This is a genomic window from Pseudomonas sp. R3-56, from assembly GCF_051132075.1.
In the GTDB taxonomy this organism is placed as follows: Bacteria; Pseudomonadota; Gammaproteobacteria; order Pseudomonadales; family Pseudomonadaceae; genus Aquipseudomonas.
On the sequence record NZ_CP071657.1, the window covers coordinates 1,548,586 to 1,571,515 of the forward strand.

The window sequence follows — 22,930 nt, forward strand, 5'->3', positions numbered from 1 at the left end:
AAGGGATTGCCCGTTTTTTATCGCCCGCGAAAAATCAGAAATCGTCTTTGTCGAACCGCCGGGCTTCACGCTGCAATTGATACACGAAGCGCTCGACCTGGCGCTGCACCAGGCCGCTGATGTTGTGAAAGCGCACACCGGCGAAGGTGGTATTGATCCGCTCTTCAAAATGCAGGTAGCGCAGTTCGACCGGCGCGGTCATGTTGCCGAAGGGCAGGGCGGCGACAAAGCGCTCGTAGACCTGGCCCAGTTGCAGGCGTGCGGTAATGTCGCCATCGAAGCGCAGCTTGCAGCCGGTTGCGGAGATATCCAGCAGTTTGCCGTTCACCGGCGACTTCAGCTTGTCGCCACCCAGTTCAACATTCACCAGTTGCGCCAGTTTCAGTGCGGCCCGGAAGGCGTTGCGGCGCTGGTGGTAAACCACTTCTTCAGGCAGGGCGCCGCGGTAGCAGCGGCCGTCCTTCGAGTCCTGGATGGTCAGCGGACCGTTGCCTTCCCACGCAATGCGCACGCCGTCATGAAAACCCTCGACCCGAAACGGCTCGCCTGCCAGCAGGAAACGCTCGCCGTCCCGTGGGATCATTTCGTCCAGGGCGATGGTGTTGGTGTCGCGATCGACATCTACCAGGTAGCTCTGGAAACGCTGGGTGCGCTCATGAAAGGTAATGATCAGGGGGTCGTGGCTCTCTTGCAGCATCCGCAGGTTGCCGGAGATTTCCAAGGGGGTGGTGAGGACCATGGGCGGCTGCGGAGCATCATCCGCGTTTGTGGCATTGAACACGGTGAGTCAATCTCCAGGCAAAATACGACTACAAAGAGCCAGCATTTTGCCAGCATGTATCGCGCGTTGATAGTGCGCAGGCATCGTTCGTTTCACGCCTGGCTGAGCGGACGGTGCTTGACCATTTTAGCGGTCGAGCCGCGAGCGTCGTAGAGCGTAGGGATTTCGCCGCCATTGAGGATGCGCAACTGGTTGGCGGTAGCGACTTGCTGCATCTGGATGGATTGACCGTTGCGGGCGTTGGCGGCCTGACACTGGCTGAGCAGGTCATTGAGCACCGCGCTTTGCGCCAACAGCTGATCGCCAACCGACGACTGGCTGGCCAGTTGCGCGAGGCCGTTGTTGTCAGCGGGCAGGTTGAGGCTGGCGAGAATCTCGCTGCGCTTGCGGCCATGCTGATCGAGCAAAATGATCAATGCCTGTTTCTGTGCCAGAAGATTTTCCAGCAGAGGCATATCCCGCCCGTGCAATGCCAGGGCTTCGGTCTGCAACAGCTCCAGCAGTTGTTGCGCCGGGGCAAAGTCGTCGATGATCAATTGCAATAAATTAGTATCGTGCATGGCTGGCCTTGGGTCTTAAGCGTCCAAAAGCCTGGCGCTGGCATCAGCCTAGCGCTGGGCTTCGAAGTTGAGCAGTTTGCTGGCTACACGGTTGCTGTCGACTTTATAGCTGCCATCGGCGATTGCTGCTTTCAACTGGGCCACGCGGGCATCGTCGACGACAGGTTGATCGCGCAGCTTGTCAGTGACCTTCTGCAACTGCTGAGCCTCATTGCTGAGGTGTACCGACTCCCCGTTGTTGACAGTGGCGGCCTTGTCAGCCGGCTTGGACTTGTCGGTTTCGACGGTTTCCTTGCTGGCGCCAGTGCGCGTTGTGCCTGTCAGCGGCGAGGAGCTGTTTAAACGATTGAAATCAATGACCATGGTAAAAAACCTCTGGGTATTTGGACGCTTGCCATGTTTTCGGCCATTCCCAAAATAACTTTAGGCTCATTTATCAAATGAACGTGCGCACGTCTGCGCTTGCCTTTGCGTAAGGCACAGTCTAGGGAACACCGAGGTCAAGCGCCAGCCTGTCTACCCCGTTACATGGCCACTTCCACGTGGCCGGGCGCTATCACCTGCGCCTTGATCACCCGTTTCGAATTGAGGTTCTTTACCCGGATCTGCTCGCGTACACCGCCATTGGCCAGCGCCTCGCCGGGCATCCGTACGGCCAGGGTGCCGCTGCGGGCGGTAATGACGACCTGGTCGCCCTTGCGGATCACTTCGGCCTGTTCCAGGTGCACGAGGGTGACGACCTGATCGGCGACCATTGGTCGGACAAGTTTCTGCCCGATGGCCTGATCGACGGACGTCAGGAAACCCTGGCTGATCTGGCTGATGTCGCGTTCACGCAGCACCACGTCGTGGGGCTCGACAATCCCGGCGCGCTTGAGCGGACGGGTGGTCGTGACGATCTCGCGGAACAGCCGCACCTGAGCGGGCACAAAAACCGTCCAGGGCGCGGCGCTGTCGCAACGTACCTTCACCGTGACCCGGCCCAGGGGCCTGGCTGGGCTTTCCAGCGAGGCAGTCAATTCCTTGTCGCACATCGGCATGCGCAGGCGCGGATCGAGCTGGTTGACTTCAATCTCGTAGCGACCTTCGGTTTGACTGGTTGCCAGGTAGTCTTCTACGGTGAATTCAAGAAAGCCCTGCGTGACGCCGATAAGGAGATCAGGCAAGGTAACCGGCACATCAGCGACGGCACGTCCGCCAACTGCGAACAGGCAGACAGCCAACAGTGCACCGAGCCAGTGGCGGCAGTGAGTGGTCAGGCGTCGAGAAAATGTCGTTTGTGCGTTCATGCCGGTTCAATAGCAAGCCCCGTGCCGTTTAGTGATGAATGCGCGTCGGACACATTAGCGTTAGGTAGGAGTCAGGGCATGGCGGGAGTGATGGATTCGGTAAACCAGCGCACACAGCTGGTCGGTCAGAATCGCCTGGAGCTGTTGTTGTTCCGTCTCGATGGCCAACAACTGTATGGGATCAACGTGTTCAAGGTTCGCGAAGTGCTGCAATGCCCTAAGCTGACCCTGATGCCGAAGTCCAGTCCCGTCGTGTGCGGTGTGGCGAATATCCGGGGTGCGACCATCCCGATTCTCGACCTGGCAATGGCGACCGGTTCCGGTCGGCTGCTGGATCAGAGCAATCCGTTTGTGATCATCACCGAGTACAACACCAAGACCCAAGGGTTCCTGGTGCGGTCGGTGGAGCGCATCGTCAACATGAACTGGGAAGAGATTCATCCGCCACCCAAGGGCACCGGCCGCGATCACTACCTGACGGCAGTGACCCGGGTCGACAACCAGTTGGTTGAAATCATCGACGTGGAGAAGATCCTCGCCGAAGTGGCGCCGACCCCGGAGACGATTTCCGTCGGCGTGGTGGATGCCGAGACCCAGCACAAGGCGATTTCGCTGCGAGTCCTGACCGTCGACGATTCTTCGGTGGCACGCAAGCAGGTCACGCGTTGTCTACAAACGGTCGGCGTCGAAGTGGTCGCCCTCAACGACGGACGGCAAGCGCTGGATTACCTGCGTCAGATGGTCGATGAGGGCAAGAAGCCGGAAGAAGAGTTCCTGATGATGATTTCCGACATCGAGATGCCGGAGATGGATGGCTACACGCTGACGTCGGAGATTCGCAGCGACCCGCGCATGCAGAAGCTGCACATCATCTTGCATACTTCGTTGTCCGGGGTTTTCAACCAGGCGATGGTCAAGAAAGTCGGCGCCGATGATTTTCTGGCCAAGTTCCGGCCCGATGACCTGGCGTCGCGGGTGGTCGAGCGAATCAAGGCAGCAGAATAAAGGTCGGGCGCGTTGTGCGCCCGGCAAGTCAACACAGTGAAAAGAGGCGGTATCTTGTCTACGGGTAATTTGGATTTCGAACAGTTCCGGGTCTTCCTGGAAAAAGCCTGTGGCATCTTGCTTGGTGAAAACAAGCAGTACCTGGTGTCGAGCCGTCTCAACAAATTGATGGAACAACAGGGTCTCAAGTCGCTGGGCGAACTGGTGCAGCGCATCCAGACCCAGCCACGCAGCGGTTTGCGCGAGATGGTGGTGGATGCGATGACCACCAACGAAACCCTGTGGTTTCGCGATACCTATCCCTTCGAGGTATTGAAGAACCGGGTGTTGCCGGCGGCCATCAAGGCCAGTCCGGGGCAACGCCTGCGCATCTGGTCGGCGGCCTGCTCGTCGGGACAGGAACCGTATTCGCTGTCGATGTCCATCGATGAGTTCGAACGCTCCAACCTTGGCCAGCTGAAGATGGGCGTGCAAATTGTCGCCACCGACCTGTCCGGGACCATGCTCAACAACTGCAAGACCGGTGAGTACGACAGCCTGGCGATCGGCCGTGGCCTGTCGCCTGATCGCCTGCAACGCTATTTCGATCCGAAAGGGCCGGGCAAGTGGGTGGTCAAGGCGCCGATCAAGAGCCGCGTGGAGTTCCGCTCGTTCAACCTGCTGGACAGCTATGCCAGCTTGGGCAAGTTCGACATCGTGTTCTGCCGCAACGTGCTGATCTACTTCTCCGCCGAGGTGAAGAAAGACATCCTGCTGCGTATCCACAGCACCCTGAAGCCGGGCGGCTACCTGTTCCTTGGCGCGTCCGAGGCGTTGAACGGCTTGCCGGATCATTACCAGATGGTCCAGTGCAGTCCGGGGATCATTTATCAGGCGAAGTGATTGGCCTGGGTTATAGAAAACGGGAGCCCTACGGGGTTCCCGTTTTTTTTGCCCTCCAGTTTCTCCAATCCAACACATCTCCTGTGGGAGCGAGCTTGCTCGCGATAGCGGCGGCACATCCAAAATCCATGTATCAGACAGATCGTTATCGCGAGCAAGCTCGCTCCCACATTTGTCCCCCATTGTCTGGGTGAAAGCGGCAGAAAAGCGGCAGCCAGCGGAAACCGATTGCCGCTTTTCTGGCATTGCCGCTTTGCCGATCCCCGCAAAGCCCCGGTTTACGGGCTTTTGGAAAGTGGCACGGTGATTGCTAAAGCCATCGTACGAACATTCTGGTCACCCAAAGGTTTCCGCCATGAGCATCAGCTTCGATAAAGCGCTCGGTATCCACGAACAGGCCCTGAGCTTCCGCGCCCAGCGTGCCGAAGTCCTGGCCAACAATATTGCCAACGCCGACACCCCGAACTACAAGGCCCGTGACCTGGACTTTTCCAAGGTGCTCGCCGAGCAGAACGAAAAAACCAAGAACGGCCACTTCGCCTTGAACATGACCAACAACCGTCATATCGAAGCCGAGGGCGTTGGCAGTGGCGACGGATCGCTGATGTATCGCACGCCGATGCAGCCGTCGATCGACCAGAACACCGTGGATGCTCAACTGGAACAGTCCAACTACGCGGAAAACTCCGTGAACTTCCAGGCCAGCTTCACCCTGCTCAACAGTAAATTCAAAGGGCTGGTATCAGCCCTGCGTGGAGAGTAATTCATGTCGATCGCGAGCGTATTCAACATCGCCGGCAGTGCCATGAGTGCCCAGACCACTCGCCTGAACACCGTCGCCAGTAACATCGCCAACGCCGAGACCGTCTCGTCGAGCATCGACCAGACCTACCGCGCCCGCCACCCGGTATTCGCCACCATGTTCCAGGGCGGCCAGTCCGGCGGCAGCGACTCGCTGTTCCAGAACCAGGACGCGGCCGGGCAGGGTGTACAGGTACTCGGCGTGGTTGAGGACCAGAGCAACCTCGACGCCCGTTACGAGCCGAATCATCCGGCCGCCGACGCCAAGGGTTACGTCTACTACCCGAACGTCAACGTCGTTGAAGAAATGGCCGACATGATTTCCGCCAGTCGTTCGTTCCAGACCAACGCCGAAATGATGAACACCGCCAAAGCCATGATGCAGAAGGTCCTGACCCTCGGTCAGTGATAAGGGGCGAGTCACATGAGCGTCACCAATACCACCGGTTTGAGCCTCAACGAAGTGCTGGCCAACTCCTCGGTCAAGACCAACACCACGACCGATGGCCTGGGCGCGGCGTCGGCTGCGGCGACTGGCAAGAAAGAGCTGGGCAAGGATGCGTTCCTGCAGTTGCTCGTCACTCAGCTGAATAACCAGAACCCGCTGGAGCCACAGGACAACGGCGAGTTCGTTGCCCAGTTGGCGCAGTTCAGCAGCCTGGAAGGCATCACCACCCTCAACGACACCGTCAGGGGTATTGCCAGCAACTACAACTCGTCACAGGCCCTGCAGGCTTCTTCGCTGGTGGGCCGTTCGGTCATTGCCCCGGGCGACAAGGCGGTGGTCGACACCTCCAAGAGCCTCAACGGCACGGTGGTGGTACCGACATCGGTGTCTTCCCTCTCGATCAAGATCAACGACAAGGACGGCAAGACGGTGCGCACCATCGAGCTGGGCAGCCAGAACGCCGGCAAGGCCGATTTCATCTGGGACGGCAAGGGCGAAGACGGCACCCCGCTCGAGTCGGGCACCTATACCTTCGCCGCCTCGACCACCATCGATGGCAAGGCGACTTCGCTGGTCACCAACCTGCCGGCCACGGTCAGCAGCGTCACGATCAGCCAGACCGGCGGCGAGCTGATGCTCAACCTCGCCGGCCTGGGCAGCATCCCGCTGTCTCGCGTACAAACTATTGGTATGTAAGAGCCGACTAACCCGGCAAAAAGGAGTGCAATATGTCTTTCAATATCGGCCTTAGCGGTCTCTATGCAGCCAACAAACAGCTGGACGTGACGGGTAACAACATCGCCAACGTGGCGACCACCGGTTTCAAGTCGTCCCGCGCGGAATTCGCCGACGTCTACTCGGCCACCAAGCTGGGCTCGGGCTCCAAGACCGTCGGCAACGGCGTGCGCCTGGCCAATGTTTCCCAGCAGTTCGGCCAGGGTGACGTGAACAACACCGGCAACGTGTTGGACATGGGTATCCAGGGCCAGGGCTTTTTTGTCCTGAGCAACAACGGTTCGCTGAGCTACACCCGTGCCGGTACCTTCAAGACCGACAAGGAAGGCTTCATCACCAACAGCGAAGGCACCGCGCGCCTGCAGGGTTATGGCGTGGATGCCAACGGCAAGATCCAGAACGGCATCCTGACCGACCTGCGCATCGACACGTCCAACCTGCCGCCCAAGCCCACCGACCTGATTTCGTCGACCATCAACCTGAACTCGACGGCAGACGCGATTCCGAAGACGGCGACCTACAAGTTCGATCCGACCAATACCGCCACCTTCACCAAGCAGTTCACCACCCCGGTCTACGATGCCCAGGGTAACCAGCACTCCATGGACCAGTACATGGTCAAGACTGGCGCCAACACCTGGGACGTCTACACCCTGATCGATGGTCGTAACCTGGACGGTAATTCGCCGACCGACGCAACCACCCTTGCGGTCCCTTCGACCATGACTTTTGGCGAGAGCGGCGAGTTGCTTAAGGTTAGTACGCCAATGCCGTCGGGCGCGCCGCGCGAGAGTAGCGATCTGCTGCTCACAGGCTGGATTCCAGGCACCGTGAAAGATGGCGTTTGGAGCGCCAACGGTGCCGATGGCGCTGATACCATCACACTTTCCCTGGCCAAGACCACGCAGTTCAATGCTGACACCTCGCGGACGATTCCTACTCAGAATGGCTACGCCACTGGCCAGATCACCAACCTGACCATCGACGGCAGCGGCGTGTTGCTGGCGAACTTCAGCAACAACCAGACCAAGCCGATCGGCCAGCTCTCCCTGGCCAGCTTCACCAACGAGCAAGGCCTGCAGCCGGTAGGCGGCACCAGTTGGAAAGAAACCTTCGCGTCGGGCATCCCGGGCTACGACTCTCCAGAAACCGGCACCCTGGGTTCGATCGTCTCCAACTCCCTGGAAGAGTCCAACGTCAACCTGACCAACGAACTGGTCGAGCTGATCAAGGCCCAGAGCAACTACCAGGCGAACGCCAAGACCATCTCCACCCAGAGCACCATCATGCAGACCATTATTCAGATGACTTGATGGCAGTGGCGTGAAGAGAACCGACGTCGTGAGACGTCGGTTTTTTTATGCCTGAAATTCATGATGCGCGAATTGCTTGCTGCTTGCTGCTTGCTGCTTGTTGGTTGGCTGGTGCGGAATTTGCAGTTCGGATCCAATCGCTTATGGAGCGTCAAGTTTCCATACGAATTCTGTCATCAAGTCAGTATTGACTGACGACACGGATGTTCTGAAACCAAGGGATGGATACAGTTGAAAACCGACAACGCTGTCAGTGCGCCTGTTGTTGCGCCTTCATTAAAATCGCTGTTGCGCCGCGGGCTGATTGGCGCTGCGCTGTTCTCCGGGGTGATCAATATTCTGGCACTGATCGGCCCGGTGTTCATGCTGGAAGTCTACGACCGCGTCATTCCCAGCCAGAGCGTCCCGACCCTGGTCGCCCTGGGGCTGCTGGCGCTAGGGGTTTATGCGCTTTCGGGGCTGCTGGATATCATTCGTTCACGGGTCATGGTGCGAATTGCCTCCTCGCTGGACCTGGCACTGTCATCCAAGGTCTTCAAAGTCATCGCCGGTGCGTCACTGAAGACACCCATTGCCGGCGACGCCTTGAAACCGGCCCAGGAGCTGGACCAGATTCGCGGTTTTATTGGCGGACCGGGCCTGGTGGCTTTTTTCGATTTGCCCTGGATGCCGGTCTACCTCGCCGTCTGCTTTTATATCCATCCGCTGTTTGGCCTTTTGACCGTCGGCCTGATGGTCATCCTTATCGGCCTGACCCTGATCACCGACCGCCAGACCCGCAAGCTGATGCAGGCTTCGGCCGATGCGTTGAACAAGCGCAACCACCTCGGTCAGCAAGCTCACCAGAACGCCGAAGCGCTGATGGCCATGGGCATGTTGGCTAACACGTCGAATATCTGGCAGAAGAACCACGGCACGTTCATCACCCTGCAGCGACGTTCGATCGACATCGGCGGTTTTTACGGTGGCATCTCCAAGACCTTGCGCCAGGTCGTGCAGTCGGCCGCCCTGGCCCTTGGGGCTTGGCTGGTGATCAAAGGTGACTTGAGCGGTGGCACGATGATCGCGGCGTCGATCATCGTGGCGCGGACCCTGGCACCGGCTGAGCAGGTGATTGCCACGTGGCGAAGTCTGCTGGGTGCCCAGATAGCCTGGAAGAAGCTGGTGGAAGTGTTCGCCCTGTTCCCTCATGCCCAGAGCAAGACCGAGCTACCCGCTGCTCATCGCAATTTGCAGGTCGAAAACGTTTTTGCGGCGCCGCCCGGCGCGCAGCACCTGACCTTGCAAAATATCAATTTCATGGTCGCCGCGGGTACTGCCGTAGGCGTGGTAGGGCCGAGTGCATCGGGCAAGTCATCACTGGCGCGCGTGCTGGTCAACGCCTGGACGCCGGCCCGCGGGCATGTGCGGCTCGATGGTGCGCCGCTCGATCTGCTGACCGAACAGGCGCGAGGCAAGTTGATCGGCTACCTGCCTCAAAGCGTCGGTCTGTTCACTGGAACCGTCGCCCAGAACATCGCCCGGTTGGACCCTGCTGCACAGGACAGCGCAATTGTCAGCGCAGCGCAATTGGCCGGCGTGCATGAGCTGATCCTGCAATTGCCCCAGGGCTATGAAACCCAGGTAGGCGAGGGCGGGGTCAACCTCTCGGCCGGCCAACGGCAACGGGTGGCGCTGGCCAGGGCGCTGTTTGGTGATCCGTTCCTGGTGGTGTTGGACGAGCCGAATTCAAACCTCGATGCCGAAGGCGAGCAGGCGCTGGCCAAGGCCATCCTGGCGCTCAAGGCCCGTGGTGCAATCGTGATAGTGATTGCCCACCGCACCAATATCCTGTCGGTGATCGATCAGGTGCTGATCCTCGAACAGGGCGTACAGGCCGCTTACGGTCCGAGGGATGTCGTCCTTAAACGCTCTCCCGCAGCGCCTCCCCGGCCCTCCAGCAATGTTGTGGAACTGGGAGCGTCGAACTGATGCATACCGATCAAGAAGTCACTCTGACCGATTCCTTGTCCCGTCATCTGCGTTGGGGCGCTATCTCGTTGCTGGTGCTGCTCGGCGGAGGGCTGACCTGGGCGGTATTCACCAATCTGTCCGGCGCCGTCATCGCCACCGGTGTGGTAGCGGTGGAGGGCAGCGTCAAGACCGTCCAGCATCCTACCGGTGGCATCGTCGCCGAATTGCTGGTCAAGGAGGGACAGGCCGTTGCCGCCGGGGACGTACTGTTGCGCCTCGATGCCACACTGCCCGCCGCCAGCCAGGCCATCGTCAGTAAATCATTGAACCAGGCCTGGGCTCGGCTGGCTCGCCTGGAGGCCGAGCGCGACAATGCCGGCGAAGTCGCAATACCCAAAGAGTTGTTGACTCGCATGAGCCTGGAAGAGGCCAAGTCGGTCATGGCTATCGAGCAGCAATTGTTCTTCGATCGTCGAGCGTCCCGTGAAGGCCAGAAAAAACAGCTTCGCGAGCGCGTTCAGCAACTCAACGAAACCATTGCCGGCCATGACATCCAGCAGAAAACCAAGCTGGAAGAAATCGAGCTTATCGACTCGGAATATCAGGCGGTCAAGACGCTGTTCGACAAAGGCATGATGACCCTCGACCGGGTCAATGCCCTGGCCCGGGGGATTGCCCGGCTGCGCGGCGAACGCGGTCAATTGATGGCCTCCATCGCCGAGGCACGGGGCAAGATCGCCGAAACCGAGTTGCAACGACTCCAGGTCGACCAGACCTTCCGCAGTGAGGTGTCCCAGGAACTGCGCGACCTGCTGGCCCGCCAGGGCGAACTGATCGAGCGGGAAATCACTGCCAGCGACCAGCTCAAACGCATCGACATCACCGCGCCTATCGCCGGGCGCGTGCAGCAATTGGCGGTACATACCATCGGGGGCGTCATCTCACCGGCCGAAGGGCTCATGCAGATCGTGCCGGCAGACGATGAATTGTTGGTGGAGGCGAAGATCAGTGCGCAGGACATTGATCAATTAACTGTCGGGCAATCCGCGACCTTGCGCTTGAGCGCGTTCAACCGCAGCACTACTCCGGAATTGACTGGCACCGTGGTGCGGCTGTCGGCGGATCTGATAGAGGACCAGCGCACCGGGGTGGGCTTTTATCTAGCGGGCATCAAGATTCCTCAAAGCGAATTGGCAAAGTTGCAAGGGCTGGCGCTGGTTCCGGGAATGCCTGTGGAGTCGCTAATCAAAACAGGTGACAGGAACGTCATGTCCTATCTGCTCAAACCTATCAGCGACCATGCCCAGCGAGCGTTTAAAGAAGGGTAAATCTTCTTACGTACCTGATGTTTTCAGCACAGTTTCCAACACACACAAGGAAGAATGTAATGGCAGCAATCAACGGGACCAACGGCGCAGATACGCTGGTAGGTACTGCAGGCGACGATCAGATACGCGGTTTGGCGGGCGACGATGTTTTGATTGGCGGGGATGGCAACGACCTTCTTATTGGCGGTGCGGGTGCCGACCAAATGATAGGTGGGGCCGGTATCGATATCGCCAGCTATGAAGATATCGTCTCAGGAGTAGGTGTCACTATCGACCTGAAAACGGGTGTCCACACAGGCGTTGCCGCTGGGGATACTTTCAATGGTATCGAAGTGATTCGCGGTTCCGCTTACACCGACAATTTTATTGGCGGCACTTCCGCCGATACCTTTGATGGCGCCGGTGGCTACGATACTTTGAGCTACGCCAGCTCTTCACAGGCAGTCAATATCACGGTGACGGGCACCGCTGGCAATGGATCGGGCGGCGATGCCCAGGGCGATGCCTTCAGCAACATCGAGGTCATCACCGGCACTGCCTACAATGATGCCTTTACTGTGAATTCCGGCAGTGTGAGCTTTTATGGCGGTGCGGGTAACGACGTCTACACCATCAACGGTGGCTCGATGGGGGTGGGTGAACTGGCAGGCGGAGGCGATGACGAGATCCGCACCAGCCTGACCACCATGGGGATGAGTGCCGAGGTTGAGCGCCTGACCTACACCGGTACCGCTAACTTCACGGGTCGCGGCAACGCCGGCGATAACATCATCACTGGCGGTGCCGGCAATGATCTGCTTATCGGTGGCGCGGGTGCCGATCAGCTGATCGGTGGAGCTGGGGTGGATATCGCCAGCTATGAAGATATCGTCTCAGGAGTAGGTGTCACCATTGACCTGAAAACCGGTGTCCACACAGGCATTGCCGCTGGGGATACTTTCAATGGCATCGAAGTGATTCGCGGTTCCGCTTACACCGACAATTTTACTGGCGGCACTTCCGCCGATACCGTTGATGGCGCCGGTGGCTACGATACTTTGAGCTACGCCAGCTCTTCACAGGCAGTCAATATCACGGTGACGGGCACCGCTGGCAATGGATCGGGCGGCGATGCCCAGGGCGATGCCTTCAGCAACATCGAAGTCATCACCGGCACTGCCTACAATGATGTCTTTACTGTGAATTCCGGCAGTGTGAGCTTTTATGGCGGTGCGGGTAACGACGTCTACACCATCAACGGTGGCTCGATGGGGGTGGGCGAACTGGCAGGCGGAGGCGATGACGAGATCCGCACCAGCCTGACCACCATGGGGATGAACGCCGACGTTGAGCGCCTGACTTACACCGGTACCGCTAACTTCACGGGTCGCGGCAACGCCGGCGACAACATCATCACCGGCGGTGCCGGCAATGATCTGCTTATCGGTGGCGCGGGTGCCGATCAGCTGATCGGTGGAGCTGGGGTGGATATTGCCAGCTATGAAGATATCGTCTCAGGAATAGGTGTCACTATCGACCTGAAAACGGGTGTCCACACGGGCATTGCCGCTGGGGATACTTTCAATGGCATCGAAGTGATTCGCGGTTCAGCTTACGGCGACAATTTTATTGGCGGCACAAGCGTCGACACCTTTGATGGTGGCAATGGCCAGGATGCCGTGGGCTACGCCAGTTCCGCCCAGGCGGTAAATATCACCGTGACGGGCACCACAGGCACTGGTTCGGGCGGCGATGCTCAAGGCGATACGTTCAGCAACATCGAGGTTATTAACGGCTCGGCTTTTAATGATGTGTTCACCCTGAACTCTGGCACTGCGTCTTTTTACGGCGGCGCCGGTGATGACGTTTACATCATCAATAGTTCAGTAGGAATCGGTGAGTTGGCAGGCGGGGGGGATGACGAGATCCGCACCAGCCTGACCACCATGGGGATGAGTGCCGAGGTTGAGCGCCTGACCTACACCGGTACCGGCAACTTCACTGGGATAGGCAATGCCAGCAATAACACCATTCGCTCTGGCGGCGGTAATGACCTTCTCATGGGCGGAGGTGGTGCGGATACCTTCATCGGTGGCGCAGGGACTGACATCGTCAGCTATGACGATGCCAGTACTGGGGTCACCGTTAATATCAAAACCGGTGTCCACACGGGCATTGCCGCCGGCGATACCTTTGACGGCATCGAAGTCATTCGTGGTTCCAAGTACAGCGATACCTTTGTTGCCGGTGCAAGCGTCGACAAGTTCGAGGGCGGCACCGTCACTGCGGATAATATCGACGTTGTCGACTACTCGCTTTCCTCTGGGCCCATCAACCTGACCCTGGGTTCCGGGGCCGGTACCGGTACCGGTGGCGATGCCGAGGGCGACAGTTTCTCAGGCATCGAGAAGGTCATCGGCTCGGCCTACGACGATGTGTTCAACTCTGCCACAGCGGGCGGCTTCAATCTGCAGGGTGGAGCAGGCAACGATCTCTACATCGTCAACGGCAATGCTACGGCAGTAATCACCGAGGCCGTTGGTGGCGGTGATGACGAAGTGCGAACCAACATCGCCAGCATGGGGTTGCACAACAACGTCGAACGCCTGACCTATACCGGTACCGGTAACTTCACCGGTCGTGGCAATACCTCCGACAACATCATCACCGGTGGGGCCGGTAATGACACCTTGCTTGGCGGCGGAGGCGCCGACAGTTTCATTGGCGGCAGCGGTACGGACACAGCCGCGTATGACGACAGTACCGTTGGTGTGACGCTCAACTTCAAAACCGGCGTGCACAGCGGCATTGCCGCCGGGGATACCTATACCGATATTGAAGTTATCCGCGGTTCACAGTACGCCGATACGTTCTTGGGCGGTGCGACCGTAGATAAGTTTGATGGGGGCACGGGTATCGATGTGGCGGATTACTCTCAATCCGCTCAGGGAGTCTCTCTGACATTGGGCGCCTCTGGAGTTGGTTCCGGCATTGGGACAGGGGGCGATGCCGAGGGTGACAGTTTCTCGGGTATCGAAAAAATTATCGGCTCGGCCTACAACGACGTGTTTATCGCTAATACCAACTCGACCGGATTCACTGTGCAAGGTGGTGCGGGCGATGATATCTACATTCTCAATAGCGCCAACTACGGAGCTATTGTCGAATTGGCGGGTGGTGGCATTGATGAAGTGCGCACTAACCAGGGTTACTACCTGCTCAACGCTGAGATCGAAAATGTAACTTACACGGGCGCCGGTATGTTTCAGGCCAGGGGCAATGCCCTAGATAACGTCATAACTGGAGGAGTGGGTGACGATATTCTGATGGGCGGCGATGGCGGAGATACCTTTTTCGGTGGGGATGGCATCGATACCGTCAGCTACAACGATGTCGGGCCGGTCGGCGTGACGCTTAACCTCAAGACTGGTGAGCATACGGCTATTGCCAAGGGCGATACGTTCGACAGCATCGAGAAGTTTGTCGGGTCGGGTCGGGACGATACCTTCATGGGTAACGAGCTGGCCAATAATTTCGACGGCTCTTTCGGTAGAGATACGGTCAGTTTTGCCTATGAAACCTCGGCCATCACGCTGGACCTCACCCAGCCTTTGGCTGGCGCTGCGGCAGGGGACACCTACACCAACATCGAGAACTGGGAAGGGACGGCATTCAACGATACGTTGATTGGCGGAACTGGCACCGAGACATTTATCGGTGGAAAAGGCGCTGACTTCATCGACGGCGGAGCCGGCGCTTCCGACGCAGCCTGGTACATCGGCAGTTCGTCAGCGGTGCAGGTGAACCTGCAGGCGGGCACCTTCACCGGAGGCGATGCAACCGGTGATGTGCTGGTTAATATCGAGGGCCTGCATGGCTCGGAGTTCGGCGATATCCTGACCGGTAACGCTGTCCAAAACGAGTTATATGGCGGCGAGGGCAATGATCTGGTCTATGGCGGCGACGGCAATGACTACATCTATGGTGGTAGGTACGAGCCCTATGCCTTTAATGGTCCCGATCGCAGTGGCCCTGCCGAGGCGGATGAACTTCACGGCGGTAATGGCAACGACAGTATGTTCGGTGCCAACAATGATACCGGCAGCGTATTGCGCGGGGATGCCGGGAACGACGCTATCACGGTTTATGCCGGGATCGCTTACGGTGACGACGGCAGTGACTCGTTGGTGGGTATGGGGCCTGAATATCAGTTGTATGGCGGCGCGGGGTCAGACACTCTGATCATGGTTGGCGGCGGGTACGCCTATGGCGGAGAAGGCAGCGACACATACAAGGTGCAATCGTCCACTAGCGTGATGATCAAGGATCAAGGTACTTCCAGCGGTGATGTAGTGGAACTCTCGAACATCCAGTCCTATGGTGATGTGCTGATCAAGACGGATGGTACCAACGCATTCATTTTTAATGCAGTTGAGTGGAACGCTGGTAATCAGAACAATGCGGTCATTCTTGCTGACTGGTACGCGGGCTCCAATACCATTGAATCCTTTCAGACTGCTAATGGAGATGTATTCACTATTCCCGTCTAAGTCTGGCGAGAACCGCGGCTGTCATTGAGTCTAGGCAGTTGTGGCGAGGGTTAGTTGAAAGCTGCACAAGGAGCCCCTCGCAAGAGGGGCTTTTTCATGGGTGATGGTTTTGTATTGTTTGTGCCGGCCTCTTCGCGAGCAGGCTCGCTCCCACAGAGAGGACACATTCCAATGTGGGAGCGAGCCTGCTCGCGAAAGCGCTGGGTCAGTCAGCACTTTATTCCAGACAAAAGAAAACCCCCGATAAACCAGTTGGTCTATCGGGGGCTTTCCTCAGCAGGCGCCTTTCAGCGCCCACCCGCTCAGCTTATTGGCAAGCTTCGCAATCCGGCTCGTCGATGGCGCAGGCTTTTGGCACTGGCGCAGGGCCGGCTGGAGCAGCCAGGACCGAATCGTCACCGTGGTTGCCGCCAGCGGAAACCGCGTTCAGCTTACCGGTGTTGATGGTCGACTTCTCGGTGCTGGTGGCGGCCAGGGCACGGAGGTAGTAGGTGGTTTTCAGGCCACGGTACCAGGCCATGCGGTAGGTCACGTCGAGCTTCTTGCCCGAAGCGCCGGCGATGTACAGGTTCAGCGACTGAGCCTGGTCGATCCACTTCTGACGACGGCTGGCGGCGTCGACGATCCATTTGGTGTCCACTTCGAACGCGGTGGCATAGAGCTCTTTGAGTTCTTGCGGGATGCGCTCGATCTGCTGTACCGAACCGTCGTAGTACTTCAGGTCGTTGATCATGACCGAGTCCCACAGGCCGCGAGCCTTGAGGTCGCGAACCAGGTACGGGTTGATCACGGTGAATTCGCCCGACAGGTTCGATTTCACATACAGGTTCTGATAGGTCGGTTCGATCGACTGCGACACGCCGGTGATGTTGGCGATGGTCGCGGTCGGTGCGATGGCCATGATGTTGGAGTTACGAATGCCTTTCTGCACACGGGCGCGAACCGGAGCCCAGTCCAGGGATTCGTTCAGGTCGACATCGATGTACTTCTGGCCACGCTGGGCGATCAGGATCTGTTGCGAGTCCAGCGGCAGGATGCCCTGGGACCACAGCGAACCCTGGAACGTCTCGTACGAACCGCGCTCGTCGGCCAGGTCGCAGGAAGCCTGGATCGCGTAGTAGCTGACCGCTTCCATGGACTTGTCGGCGAACTCGACCGCAGCGTCCGAACCGTACGGGATGTGCTGCAGGTACAGCGCGTCCTGGAAGCCCATGATGCCCAGGCCGACCGGACGGTGCTTGAAGTTGGAGTTCTTCGCTTGCGGCACCGAGTAGTAGTTGATGTCGATCACGTTGTCGAGCATGCGCACGGCGGTGTTCACGGTGCGTTGCAGCTTGGCGGTGTCCAGCTTGCCGTCGACGATGTGGTTCGGCAGGTTGATCGAGCCCAGGTTGCAGACCGCGATCTCATCCTTGTTGGTGTTCAGGGTGATCTCGGTGCACAGGTTCGAGCTGTGGACCACGCCCACGTGCTGCTGCGGGCTGCGCAGGTTGCACGGGTCCTTGAAGGTCAGCCATGGGTGGCCGGTCTCGAACAGCATCGAGAGCATTTTGCGCCACAGGTCTTTGGCCTGGACGACTTTGAACAACTTGATCTTGTTGTACTCGGTCAGGGCTTCGTAGTACTCGTAGCGTTCTTCGAAGGCCTTGCCGGTCAGGTCATGCAGGTCTGGCACTTCGGATGGCGAGAACAGGGTCCACTTGCCGTCATCGAAGACGCGCTTCATGAACAGGTCCGGGATCCAGTTGGCGGTGTTCATGTCGTGGGTACGACGACGGTCATCACCGGTGTTCTTGCGCAGCTCGATGAACTCTTCGATGTCCATGTGCCAGGTTTCCAGGTAGGCGCAGACCGCGCCCTTGCGCTTGCCGCCCTGGTTGACCGCAACGGCGGTGTCGTTGACCACTTTGAGGAACGGCACGACGCCCTGGGATTTGCCGTTGGTGCCCTTGATGTAGGAGCCCAATGCGCGAACCGGGGTCCAGTCGTTGCCCAGGCCACCGGCGAATTTCGACAACATGGCGTTGTCGTGGATGGCGCCGTAGATGCCCGACAGGTCGTCCGGCACGGTGGTCAGGTAGCAGCTCGACAGTTGTGGACGCAGGGTGCCGGCGTTGAACAGAGTCGGGGTCGACGCCATGTAGTCGAAGGACGACAACAGGTTGTAGAACTCGATGGCACGGTCTTCACGCTGCTTCTCTTCGATCGCCAGGCCCATGGCCACACGCATGAAGAACACCTGCGGCAGTTCGAAACGCACGCCATCCTTGTGGATGAAGTAACGGTCGTAAAGGGTTTGCAGGCCCAGGTAGGTGAACTGCTGGTCGCGCTCGTGGTTGATCGCCTTGCCGAGTTTTTCCAGGTCGAATTCGGCCAGGACAGGGTTCAGCAATTCGTACTCGATACCCTTGGCGACATAGGCCGGCAGGGCCTTGGCGTACAGGTCGGCCATTTCGTGGTGGGTCGCGCTCTCGGCAACTTCCAGGAAGCTCAGGCCTTCGGCGCGCAGGGTGTCCATCAGCAGGCGGGCGGTCACGAACGAGTAGTTCGGCTCGCGCTCCACCAGGGTCCGGGCGGTCATCACCAGCGCGGTGTTGACGTCCTTGAGGGCGACGCCGTCATAGAGGTTCTTCAGGGTTTCGCGCTGGATCAGGTCGCCGTCGACTTCTTCCAGGCCTTCGCAGGCTTCGGTGACGATGGTGTTCAGGCGGCCCATGTCCAGTGGCGCCAGGCTGCCGTCGGCGCGGGCGATGCGGATCGAAGGGTGAGCCTGGACCGGTGCGTCGGCCGGCGTGCGGATGGCGCGTTCCTTGGCCCGGGAGTCACGGTAGATCACGTAGTCGCGGGCGACTTTCTGCTCGCCGGCACGCATCAGGGCCAGTTCGACCTGGTCCTGGATTTCTTCGATGTGAATGGTGCCGCCCGACGGCATGCGACGCTTGAAGGTCGCGGTGACCTGTTCGGTCAGGCGGGCCACGGTGTCGTGGATTCGCGACGAGGCGGCAGCGGTGCCGCCCTCAACTGCGAGGAACGCTTTGGTGATGGCGACGGTGATCTTGTCATCGGTGTAAGGAACGACAGTCCCGTTACGCTTGATCACGCGCAGCTGGCCAGGCGCGGTGGCGGACAGATCCGGGCTCGAATCAGCGGCCAGCGGCGCGGTGCCCTGCGGGTTCTCGCGAGTTGTGTCGGTGTGCATGGGTGTCTCCACGTTCTCTATGTTTATTTGGGCACCATCACGGTGCCCACCGTTCCGTCCTGAAGCACTACAACCGGCTGGCGCCGGGTATAACAACTTCGGGACAGTAGGAAGCGGGCCGGTGGCGCCGCTTCCATCCGAAGTTCTCGGGTCGCGAGCCTGGGCTCGAAACCGGGTTTGCCAAGGTGGGCAGCAAAGGACTGCAACACCCGTACCGTTCCGGTCGTTTTCGACCTTGGAAACAGTTGCCATCCGCAGGGGCGGTCTGGTTTGGAAAAATGCGCTGTTGCAGCAAGACAGAGGCAAGAAAAGCGCTTGAATTCTCTATCCGACTTGTGTTTGGTTTTTGGCCTGAAACCCTACATGTAGGGTTTTTTGCGCGGCGGGCTACAAGATAATGCGTTTTGGGGGATGAATCAACGTGCTACCTGTGGATAAGCCTGTGCGTAATTTGTGTGCGAAACGTGGAACTGCTCTGTAGGCCGCGACCTTGCTGGAGCGAGCCTTTTTTCAACGATTTCGACCGGCCGAAAACAGCTTGGTGTTTTTGCGGGCGCGCACGTTACCACACACATCCGGCTCGACCGAACGCATTTGTCCGCTTGTTTTCCATGCAGCCGCCGTTTATACAATCGGCCGGTGCATGAGCGCGATGATCCTCCTTTGATATGACAAAAAGATGGAGGGTCCGTATCAAGCGGGTGGTTGTGGCGAGGGGATTTATCCCCGCTGGGCTACGCAGTGGCCCCAAAAGGACTGTAGTGTTTCAGATGGTATGCAGGGGGCCGCTTCGCGACCCAGCGGGGATAAATCCCCTCGCCGCAGGGTTGTGCTTACCCTTCTTTTTATAGCTACAACAAGACGAGGCCCCTCCGTGGAACAAGAAGCCTGGCAGATATTGATTGTCGAGGATGACCAGCGCCTGGCCGAGCTGACCCGCGAATACCTGGAAAGCAACGGCCTGCGCGTCGCCATCGAGGGCAATGGCGCGGTGGCGGCCCAGCGGATCATCGACGAGCAGCCGGACCTGGTCATTCTCGACCTGATGCTGCCCGGCGAAGATGGCTTGAGCATCTGCCGCAAGGCGCGCGAGCACTACGACGGGCCGATCCTGATGCTCACCGCGCGGGCTGACGACACCGACCAGATCCAGGGCCTGGACCTGGGCGCCGACGACTATGTCTGCAAGCCGGTGCGCCCGCGCGTCCTGTTGGCCCGCATCCAGGCCCTGCTGCGACGCAGCGAGCCGGAGCCGTCCGCGGCGCCGAAGCAGCGGCGCCTGGAGTTCGGCCCGTTGGTGGTGGACAACGCCTTGCGCGAAGCCTGGTTGCAGGGCAACGGTATCGAGCTGACCAGCGCCGAATTCGACCTGCTCTGGCTGCTGGTGTCCAACGCCGGGCGCATCCTGTCCCGCGAGGAAATCTTCACCGCCCTGCGCGGTATCGGCTATGACGGCCAGGATCGCTCGATCGACGTGCGCATCTCGCGCATCCGTCCGAAGATCGGCGACGACCCGGACCATCCTCGATTGATCAAGACCATCCGCAGCAAAGGCTACCTGTTCGTCCCTGAAGCCTGCGTAGACGCGACCCCGTGAACTCCATCTTCCTGCGCATCTATGGCGGCATGTGCGCGGCACTGGTTCTGGTAGCGGTGCTTGGCGTGCTGGCGCTGCACCTGCTCAACCAGACGCGCGGCGAGCAATACCGCGAGCGCCTGGCCCATGGCACGTTTTCCTTGATGGCCGACAACCTGCGGCCGATGAACGACACCGAACGACGCCGGGCCCTGGCGGTGTGGGAGCGCCTGCTGGGCATTCCGCTGGCGTTGCAGACGTTCAGCCAGACCGACCTCGACCTGGGCCAGCGCACCCGGGTGTTGCGCGGGCAGGTCCTGGTGGAGCAGATCGGGCCGCATGCGGCGAAGGTTTATCGGCTGGTCAGCGATGGCGAGCAGTTGACCCTGGTCGGGGAGGTTCGCCAGATCAGCGAGCAACTGGCCCGGGCGACCATTTACCTGCTGGCCGACGAACTGGTGCGCTATCCGGTGGCCGAGCAACCCGAGCGGCTGGCGCAACTCAAGCAGGAAAAAGGCTTCGGTTTCGACCTGCGCCTGATGACTGTCGAGCAGGCGGACATGGACGACGACCAGCGCCGGCGAGTGGCCGAGGGCGACACGGTGATGGCCCTGGGCAAGGGGGCCGACTCGATCCGGGTGTTCGCCGGCATGGTGGGGACGCCGTGGGTGCTGGAAATCGGCCCGCTGTACCAGATGAATCCGTACCCGCCCGAGTGGCTGGTGCTGATCGCCGCGCTCGGATTGAGCCTGATCGGCCTGATTGTCTATCTACTGGTGCGCCAGCTGGAGCGGCGTCTGCGTGGCCTGGAGTCGGCCGCAACCCAGATCGCCCAGGGTAGCCTGGAGACCCGCGTACCCGCTCGGGGCGCTGACTCGGTCGGGCGCCTGGCAGCAGCGTTCAACGGCATGGCCGAGCACTTGCAGCAACTGCTGGCGATCCAGCGCGAGTTGGTGCGCGCGGTGTCCCATGAACTGCGTACACCGGTGGCGCGCCTGCGCTTCGGCCTGGAAATGCTCGGCAGCGCCAGCACGCCCGAGGCCCGGGACAAGTACCTGGCCGGCATGGATCACGACATCGAAGACCTGGATCGGCTGGTGGATGAAATGCTGACGTATGCGCGGCTGGAGCAAGGGTCGCCGGCGTTGAATTTCCAACGGGTCGACCTGGATGCGTTGGTCAACCAGGTCATTGAAGAACTGGGCCCGTTGCGCGCCGGGGTTACCGTGGAACGCGGTCTGTGCCTGTCCGCCGCCGATTGCGACGGCGCCTGGGTCGAGGCCGAGCCACGCTTTTTGCATCGGGCGTTGCAGAACCTGGTAGGCAATGCCATGCGCCACGCCAGATCCCAGGTGACCGTCAGTTACCAGGTCGGCCAGTTGCGCTGTCGGGTCGACGTCGAAGATGATGGCCCGGGCGTACCGGAGGCGGCCTGGGAGCGGGTGTTCAAGCCATTCCTGCGCCTGGACGACAGCCGCGCACGCGCGTCGGGCGGCCATGGGCTGGGGCTGTCGATTGTGCGGCGGATCATTCATTGGCACGACGGCCGGGCGCTGATCGGCAAGAGCAAGCGCTTGGGCGGGGCGTGTTTCAGCTTGAGCTGGCCGAGGCATCAGGATCGGTCTTGAGAGAGGCGGCATTGCGGCCAATACAACTCTCAGGCCTTGACGCCCACCAGGCTCAACAACTGCCCATCCTCCCACATTTTGAAATGCATTCAGCTGTGGGAGCGAGCCTGCTCGCGAAGGCGGCATTCTGGCCAATACAAATCTCAGGCTTTGACGCCCACCAGGCTCAACAACTGCCCATCCTTCACGCCAAACTGCCCCTGCAGCTCACTGCCATGGCGCCACTCGGTCGACAGATCGGTCAATAACCGCAGCCGCGCTTGCCCGGAGTGGGACCACTCGACTATTTCGGCATGCTCGAAGTAGAAACGCTGCCCGACGATGGGGTACAGCGCCTTGAACAGGCTTTCTTTCATCGAAAAAGTCAGGGTGACCAGCAATGCGCGGTCATCCTGCGGCGCGGTGGCCATGCGCAGCAGTTCCGCCGGGGTGAGGATTTCACCGGCCAGGCGCTCGGCGCGTTCGGGGTCGAGGAGGTTTTCCAGATCCATGCCCAGCCCCTGCCAATCCCGTTTTTGCGCGACGATTGCCGCGGCCCGGCCGGTGCTGTGGGTGATCGAGCCGCTGACATGGGCCGACCACACCGGGGCGCGGTCTTCGCCGATGGCCGGCACGTCGGCCTGGCCGTCGAGCCGCAGCAGTGCCGCCCGGGCACAGATCCGCCCGGCGAGAAACTCCGCCTGACGCTTGGCTACCGAACGCCGGATGCTCGCCGGAGGCTCGATGGCGCTGTTGGGAAAATCGTCAGCGACAAGCAACAGCGGATCGAAGCGAGTACTGAGCAGCACCGTATCGGGCAGGGCGTCAGGCAGCAGCCATTGGTCATCCAGGGGCGAACAGCAGGCGGGCAGGGCAGGGAGTGGGTTCATGCCAGGCATTTTGCCGGGTTGGCTTGCGCCTGGG

At 59.8% G+C, this 22,930-nt stretch carries 17 protein-coding genes; 11 read left to right on the top strand and 6 right to left on the bottom strand.

Annotated elements, in window-relative coordinates:
* Window positions 1-34: 34 nt before the first annotated feature.
* From J3P96_RS07295 to flgA, 4 genes are all read right to left on the bottom strand, one after another.
* The gene (locus J3P96_RS07295; protein WP_305499364.1) at window positions 35-781 is read right to left on the bottom strand and encodes a flagellar brake protein; all 747 of its coding nucleotides are present in this window, start codon (window positions 779-781) and stop codon (window positions 35-37) included.
* Window positions 782-873: 92 nt separating this feature from the next.
* The gene (locus J3P96_RS07300) at window positions 874-1,341 is read right to left on the bottom strand and encodes a flagella synthesis protein FlgN (protein WP_305499365.1); all 468 of its coding nucleotides are present in this window, start codon (window positions 1,339-1,341) and stop codon (window positions 874-876) included.
* Between the two features lie 48 nt (window positions 1,342-1,389).
* Window positions 1,390-1,704: a flagellar biosynthesis anti-sigma factor FlgM gene (gene flgM, locus J3P96_RS07305; RefSeq protein WP_305499366.1), complete on the bottom strand. Its 315-nt coding sequence runs from the start codon at window positions 1,702-1,704 to the stop codon at window positions 1,390-1,392.
* A 161-nt stretch (window positions 1,705-1,865) separates the two neighbouring features.
* Window positions 1,866-2,630, bottom strand: coding sequence for a flagellar basal body P-ring formation chaperone FlgA (gene flgA, locus J3P96_RS07310; protein ID WP_434656297.1), 765 nt, complete (start codon window positions 2,628-2,630; stop codon window positions 1,866-1,868).
* 78 nt (window positions 2,631-2,708) lie between these two features.
* On the opposite strand from flgA, the gene J3P96_RS07315 reads away from it, so the two are divergent.
* The 9 genes from J3P96_RS07315 (at window position 2,709) to J3P96_RS07355 (ending at window position 15,624) form a co-directional block, all read left to right on the top strand.
* The gene (locus tag J3P96_RS07315; protein ID WP_305499370.1) at window positions 2,709-3,635 is read left to right on the top strand and encodes a chemotaxis protein CheV; all 927 of its coding nucleotides are present in this window, start codon (window positions 2,709-2,711) and stop codon (window positions 3,633-3,635) included.
* A 54-nt stretch (window positions 3,636-3,689) separates the two neighbouring features.
* On the top strand, window positions 3,690-4,517 hold the full coding sequence (gene cheR, locus J3P96_RS07320; RefSeq protein ID WP_305499372.1) for a protein-glutamate O-methyltransferase CheR: 828 nt from the start codon (window positions 3,690-3,692) through the stop codon (window positions 4,515-4,517).
* Window positions 4,518-4,872: 355 nt separating this feature from the next.
* Complete coding sequence (gene flgB / locus J3P96_RS07325; protein ID WP_434572378.1) at window positions 4,873-5,280, top strand: flagellar basal body rod protein FlgB; 408 nt, start codon at window positions 4,873-4,875, stop codon at window positions 5,278-5,280.
* A 3-nt stretch (window positions 5,281-5,283) separates the two neighbouring features.
* Window positions 5,284-5,727: a flagellar basal body rod protein FlgC gene (gene flgC / locus J3P96_RS07330; protein WP_434572380.1), complete on the top strand. Its 444-nt coding sequence runs from the start codon at window positions 5,284-5,286 to the stop codon at window positions 5,725-5,727.
* Window positions 5,728-5,742: 15 nt separating this feature from the next.
* On the top strand, window positions 5,743-6,462 hold the full coding sequence (gene flgD / locus J3P96_RS07335; protein WP_305499375.1) for a flagellar hook assembly protein FlgD: 720 nt from the start codon (window positions 5,743-5,745) through the stop codon (window positions 6,460-6,462).
* A 32-nt stretch (window positions 6,463-6,494) separates the two neighbouring features.
* A complete protein-coding gene (flgE, locus tag J3P96_RS07340) occupies window positions 6,495-7,814 on the top strand; it encodes a flagellar hook protein FlgE (protein WP_434656300.1) in 1,320 nt (439 codons plus the stop codon).
* Between the two features lie 231 nt (window positions 7,815-8,045).
* A complete protein-coding gene (locus tag J3P96_RS07345; protein ID WP_434656302.1) occupies window positions 8,046-9,785 on the top strand; it encodes a type I secretion system permease/ATPase in 1,740 nt (579 codons plus the stop codon).
* Window positions 9,785-11,095 (top strand): HlyD family type I secretion periplasmic adaptor subunit, encoded by a 1,311-nt coding sequence (locus tag J3P96_RS07350; protein WP_434656303.1) that lies wholly within the window; start codon window positions 9,785-9,787, stop codon window positions 11,093-11,095. Before J3P96_RS07345 ends, J3P96_RS07350 begins: the two co-directional genes overlap by 1 nt.
* 59 nt (window positions 11,096-11,154) lie before the next feature.
* Window positions 11,155-15,624, top strand: a complete 4,470-nt coding sequence (locus J3P96_RS07355; protein ID WP_434656304.1) for a beta strand repeat-containing protein — start codon at window positions 11,155-11,157, stop codon at window positions 15,622-15,624.
* 307 nt (window positions 15,625-15,931) lie between these two features.
* Here the strand turns inward: J3P96_RS07355 and J3P96_RS07360 are convergent, their stop codons facing one another.
* A complete protein-coding gene (locus J3P96_RS07360) occupies window positions 15,932-18,823 on the bottom strand; it encodes a ribonucleoside-diphosphate reductase subunit alpha (protein WP_305499377.1) in 2,892 nt (963 codons plus the stop codon).
* Window positions 18,824-19,697: 874 nt separating this feature from the next.
* On the opposite strand from J3P96_RS07360, the gene J3P96_RS07365 reads away from it, so the two are divergent.
* Window positions 19,698-20,420 carry a response regulator gene (locus J3P96_RS07365; protein WP_434601592.1) on the top strand — a complete coding sequence of 241 codons (723 nt, stop codon included), beginning with the start codon at window positions 19,698-19,700 and terminating at the stop codon, window positions 20,418-20,420.
* Entirely contained in the window at window positions 20,417-22,027 is a 1,611-nt protein-coding gene (locus tag J3P96_RS07370) for an ATP-binding protein (RefSeq protein WP_434629008.1), read from the top strand. The genes J3P96_RS07365 and J3P96_RS07370 overlap by 4 nt, the downstream gene beginning before the upstream one ends.
* 143 nt (window positions 22,028-22,170) lie before the next feature.
* Here the strand turns inward: J3P96_RS07370 and J3P96_RS07375 are convergent, their stop codons facing one another.
* A complete protein-coding gene (locus J3P96_RS07375; protein WP_434656305.1) occupies window positions 22,171-22,896 on the bottom strand; it encodes a 4'-phosphopantetheinyl transferase family protein in 726 nt (241 codons plus the stop codon).
* Between the last annotated feature and the right edge of the window lie 34 nt (window positions 22,897-22,930).

What these genes read in the sequence shown, in the direction of transcription:
- J3P96_RS07300 (WP_305499365.1), bottom strand. Translation starts at nt 1,341, where the DNA reads ATGCACGATACTAATTTATTGCAATTGATCATCGACGACTTTGCCCCG.
- flgM (WP_305499366.1), bottom strand. Translation starts at nt 1,704, where the DNA reads ATGGTCATTGATTTCAATCGTTTAAACAGCTCCTCGCCGCTGACAGGC.
- flgA (WP_434656297.1), bottom strand. Translation starts at nt 2,630, where the DNA reads ATGAACGCACAAACGACATTTTCTCGACGCCTGACCACTCACTGCCGC.
- J3P96_RS07315 (WP_305499370.1), top strand. Translation starts at nt 2,709, where the DNA reads ATGGCGGGAGTGATGGATTCGGTAAACCAGCGCACACAGCTGGTCGGT.
- flgB (WP_434572378.1), top strand. Translation starts at nt 4,873, where the DNA reads ATGAGCATCAGCTTCGATAAAGCGCTCGGTATCCACGAACAGGCCCTG.
- flgC (WP_434572380.1), top strand. Translation starts at nt 5,284, where the DNA reads ATGTCGATCGCGAGCGTATTCAACATCGCCGGCAGTGCCATGAGTGCC.
- flgD (WP_305499375.1), top strand. Translation starts at nt 5,743, where the DNA reads ATGAGCGTCACCAATACCACCGGTTTGAGCCTCAACGAAGTGCTGGCC.
- flgE (WP_434656300.1), top strand. Translation starts at nt 6,495, where the DNA reads ATGTCTTTCAATATCGGCCTTAGCGGTCTCTATGCAGCCAACAAACAG.
- J3P96_RS07350 (WP_434656303.1), top strand. Translation starts at nt 9,785, where the DNA reads ATGCATACCGATCAAGAAGTCACTCTGACCGATTCCTTGTCCCGTCAT.
- J3P96_RS07355 (WP_434656304.1), top strand. Translation starts at nt 11,155, where the DNA reads ATGGCAGCAATCAACGGGACCAACGGCGCAGATACGCTGGTAGGTACT.
- J3P96_RS07360 (WP_305499377.1), bottom strand. Translation starts at nt 18,823, where the DNA reads ATGCACACCGACACAACTCGCGAGAACCCGCAGGGCACCGCGCCGCTG.
- J3P96_RS07375 (WP_434656305.1), bottom strand. Translation starts at nt 22,896, where the DNA reads ATGAACCCACTCCCTGCCCTGCCCGCCTGCTGTTCGCCCCTGGATGAC.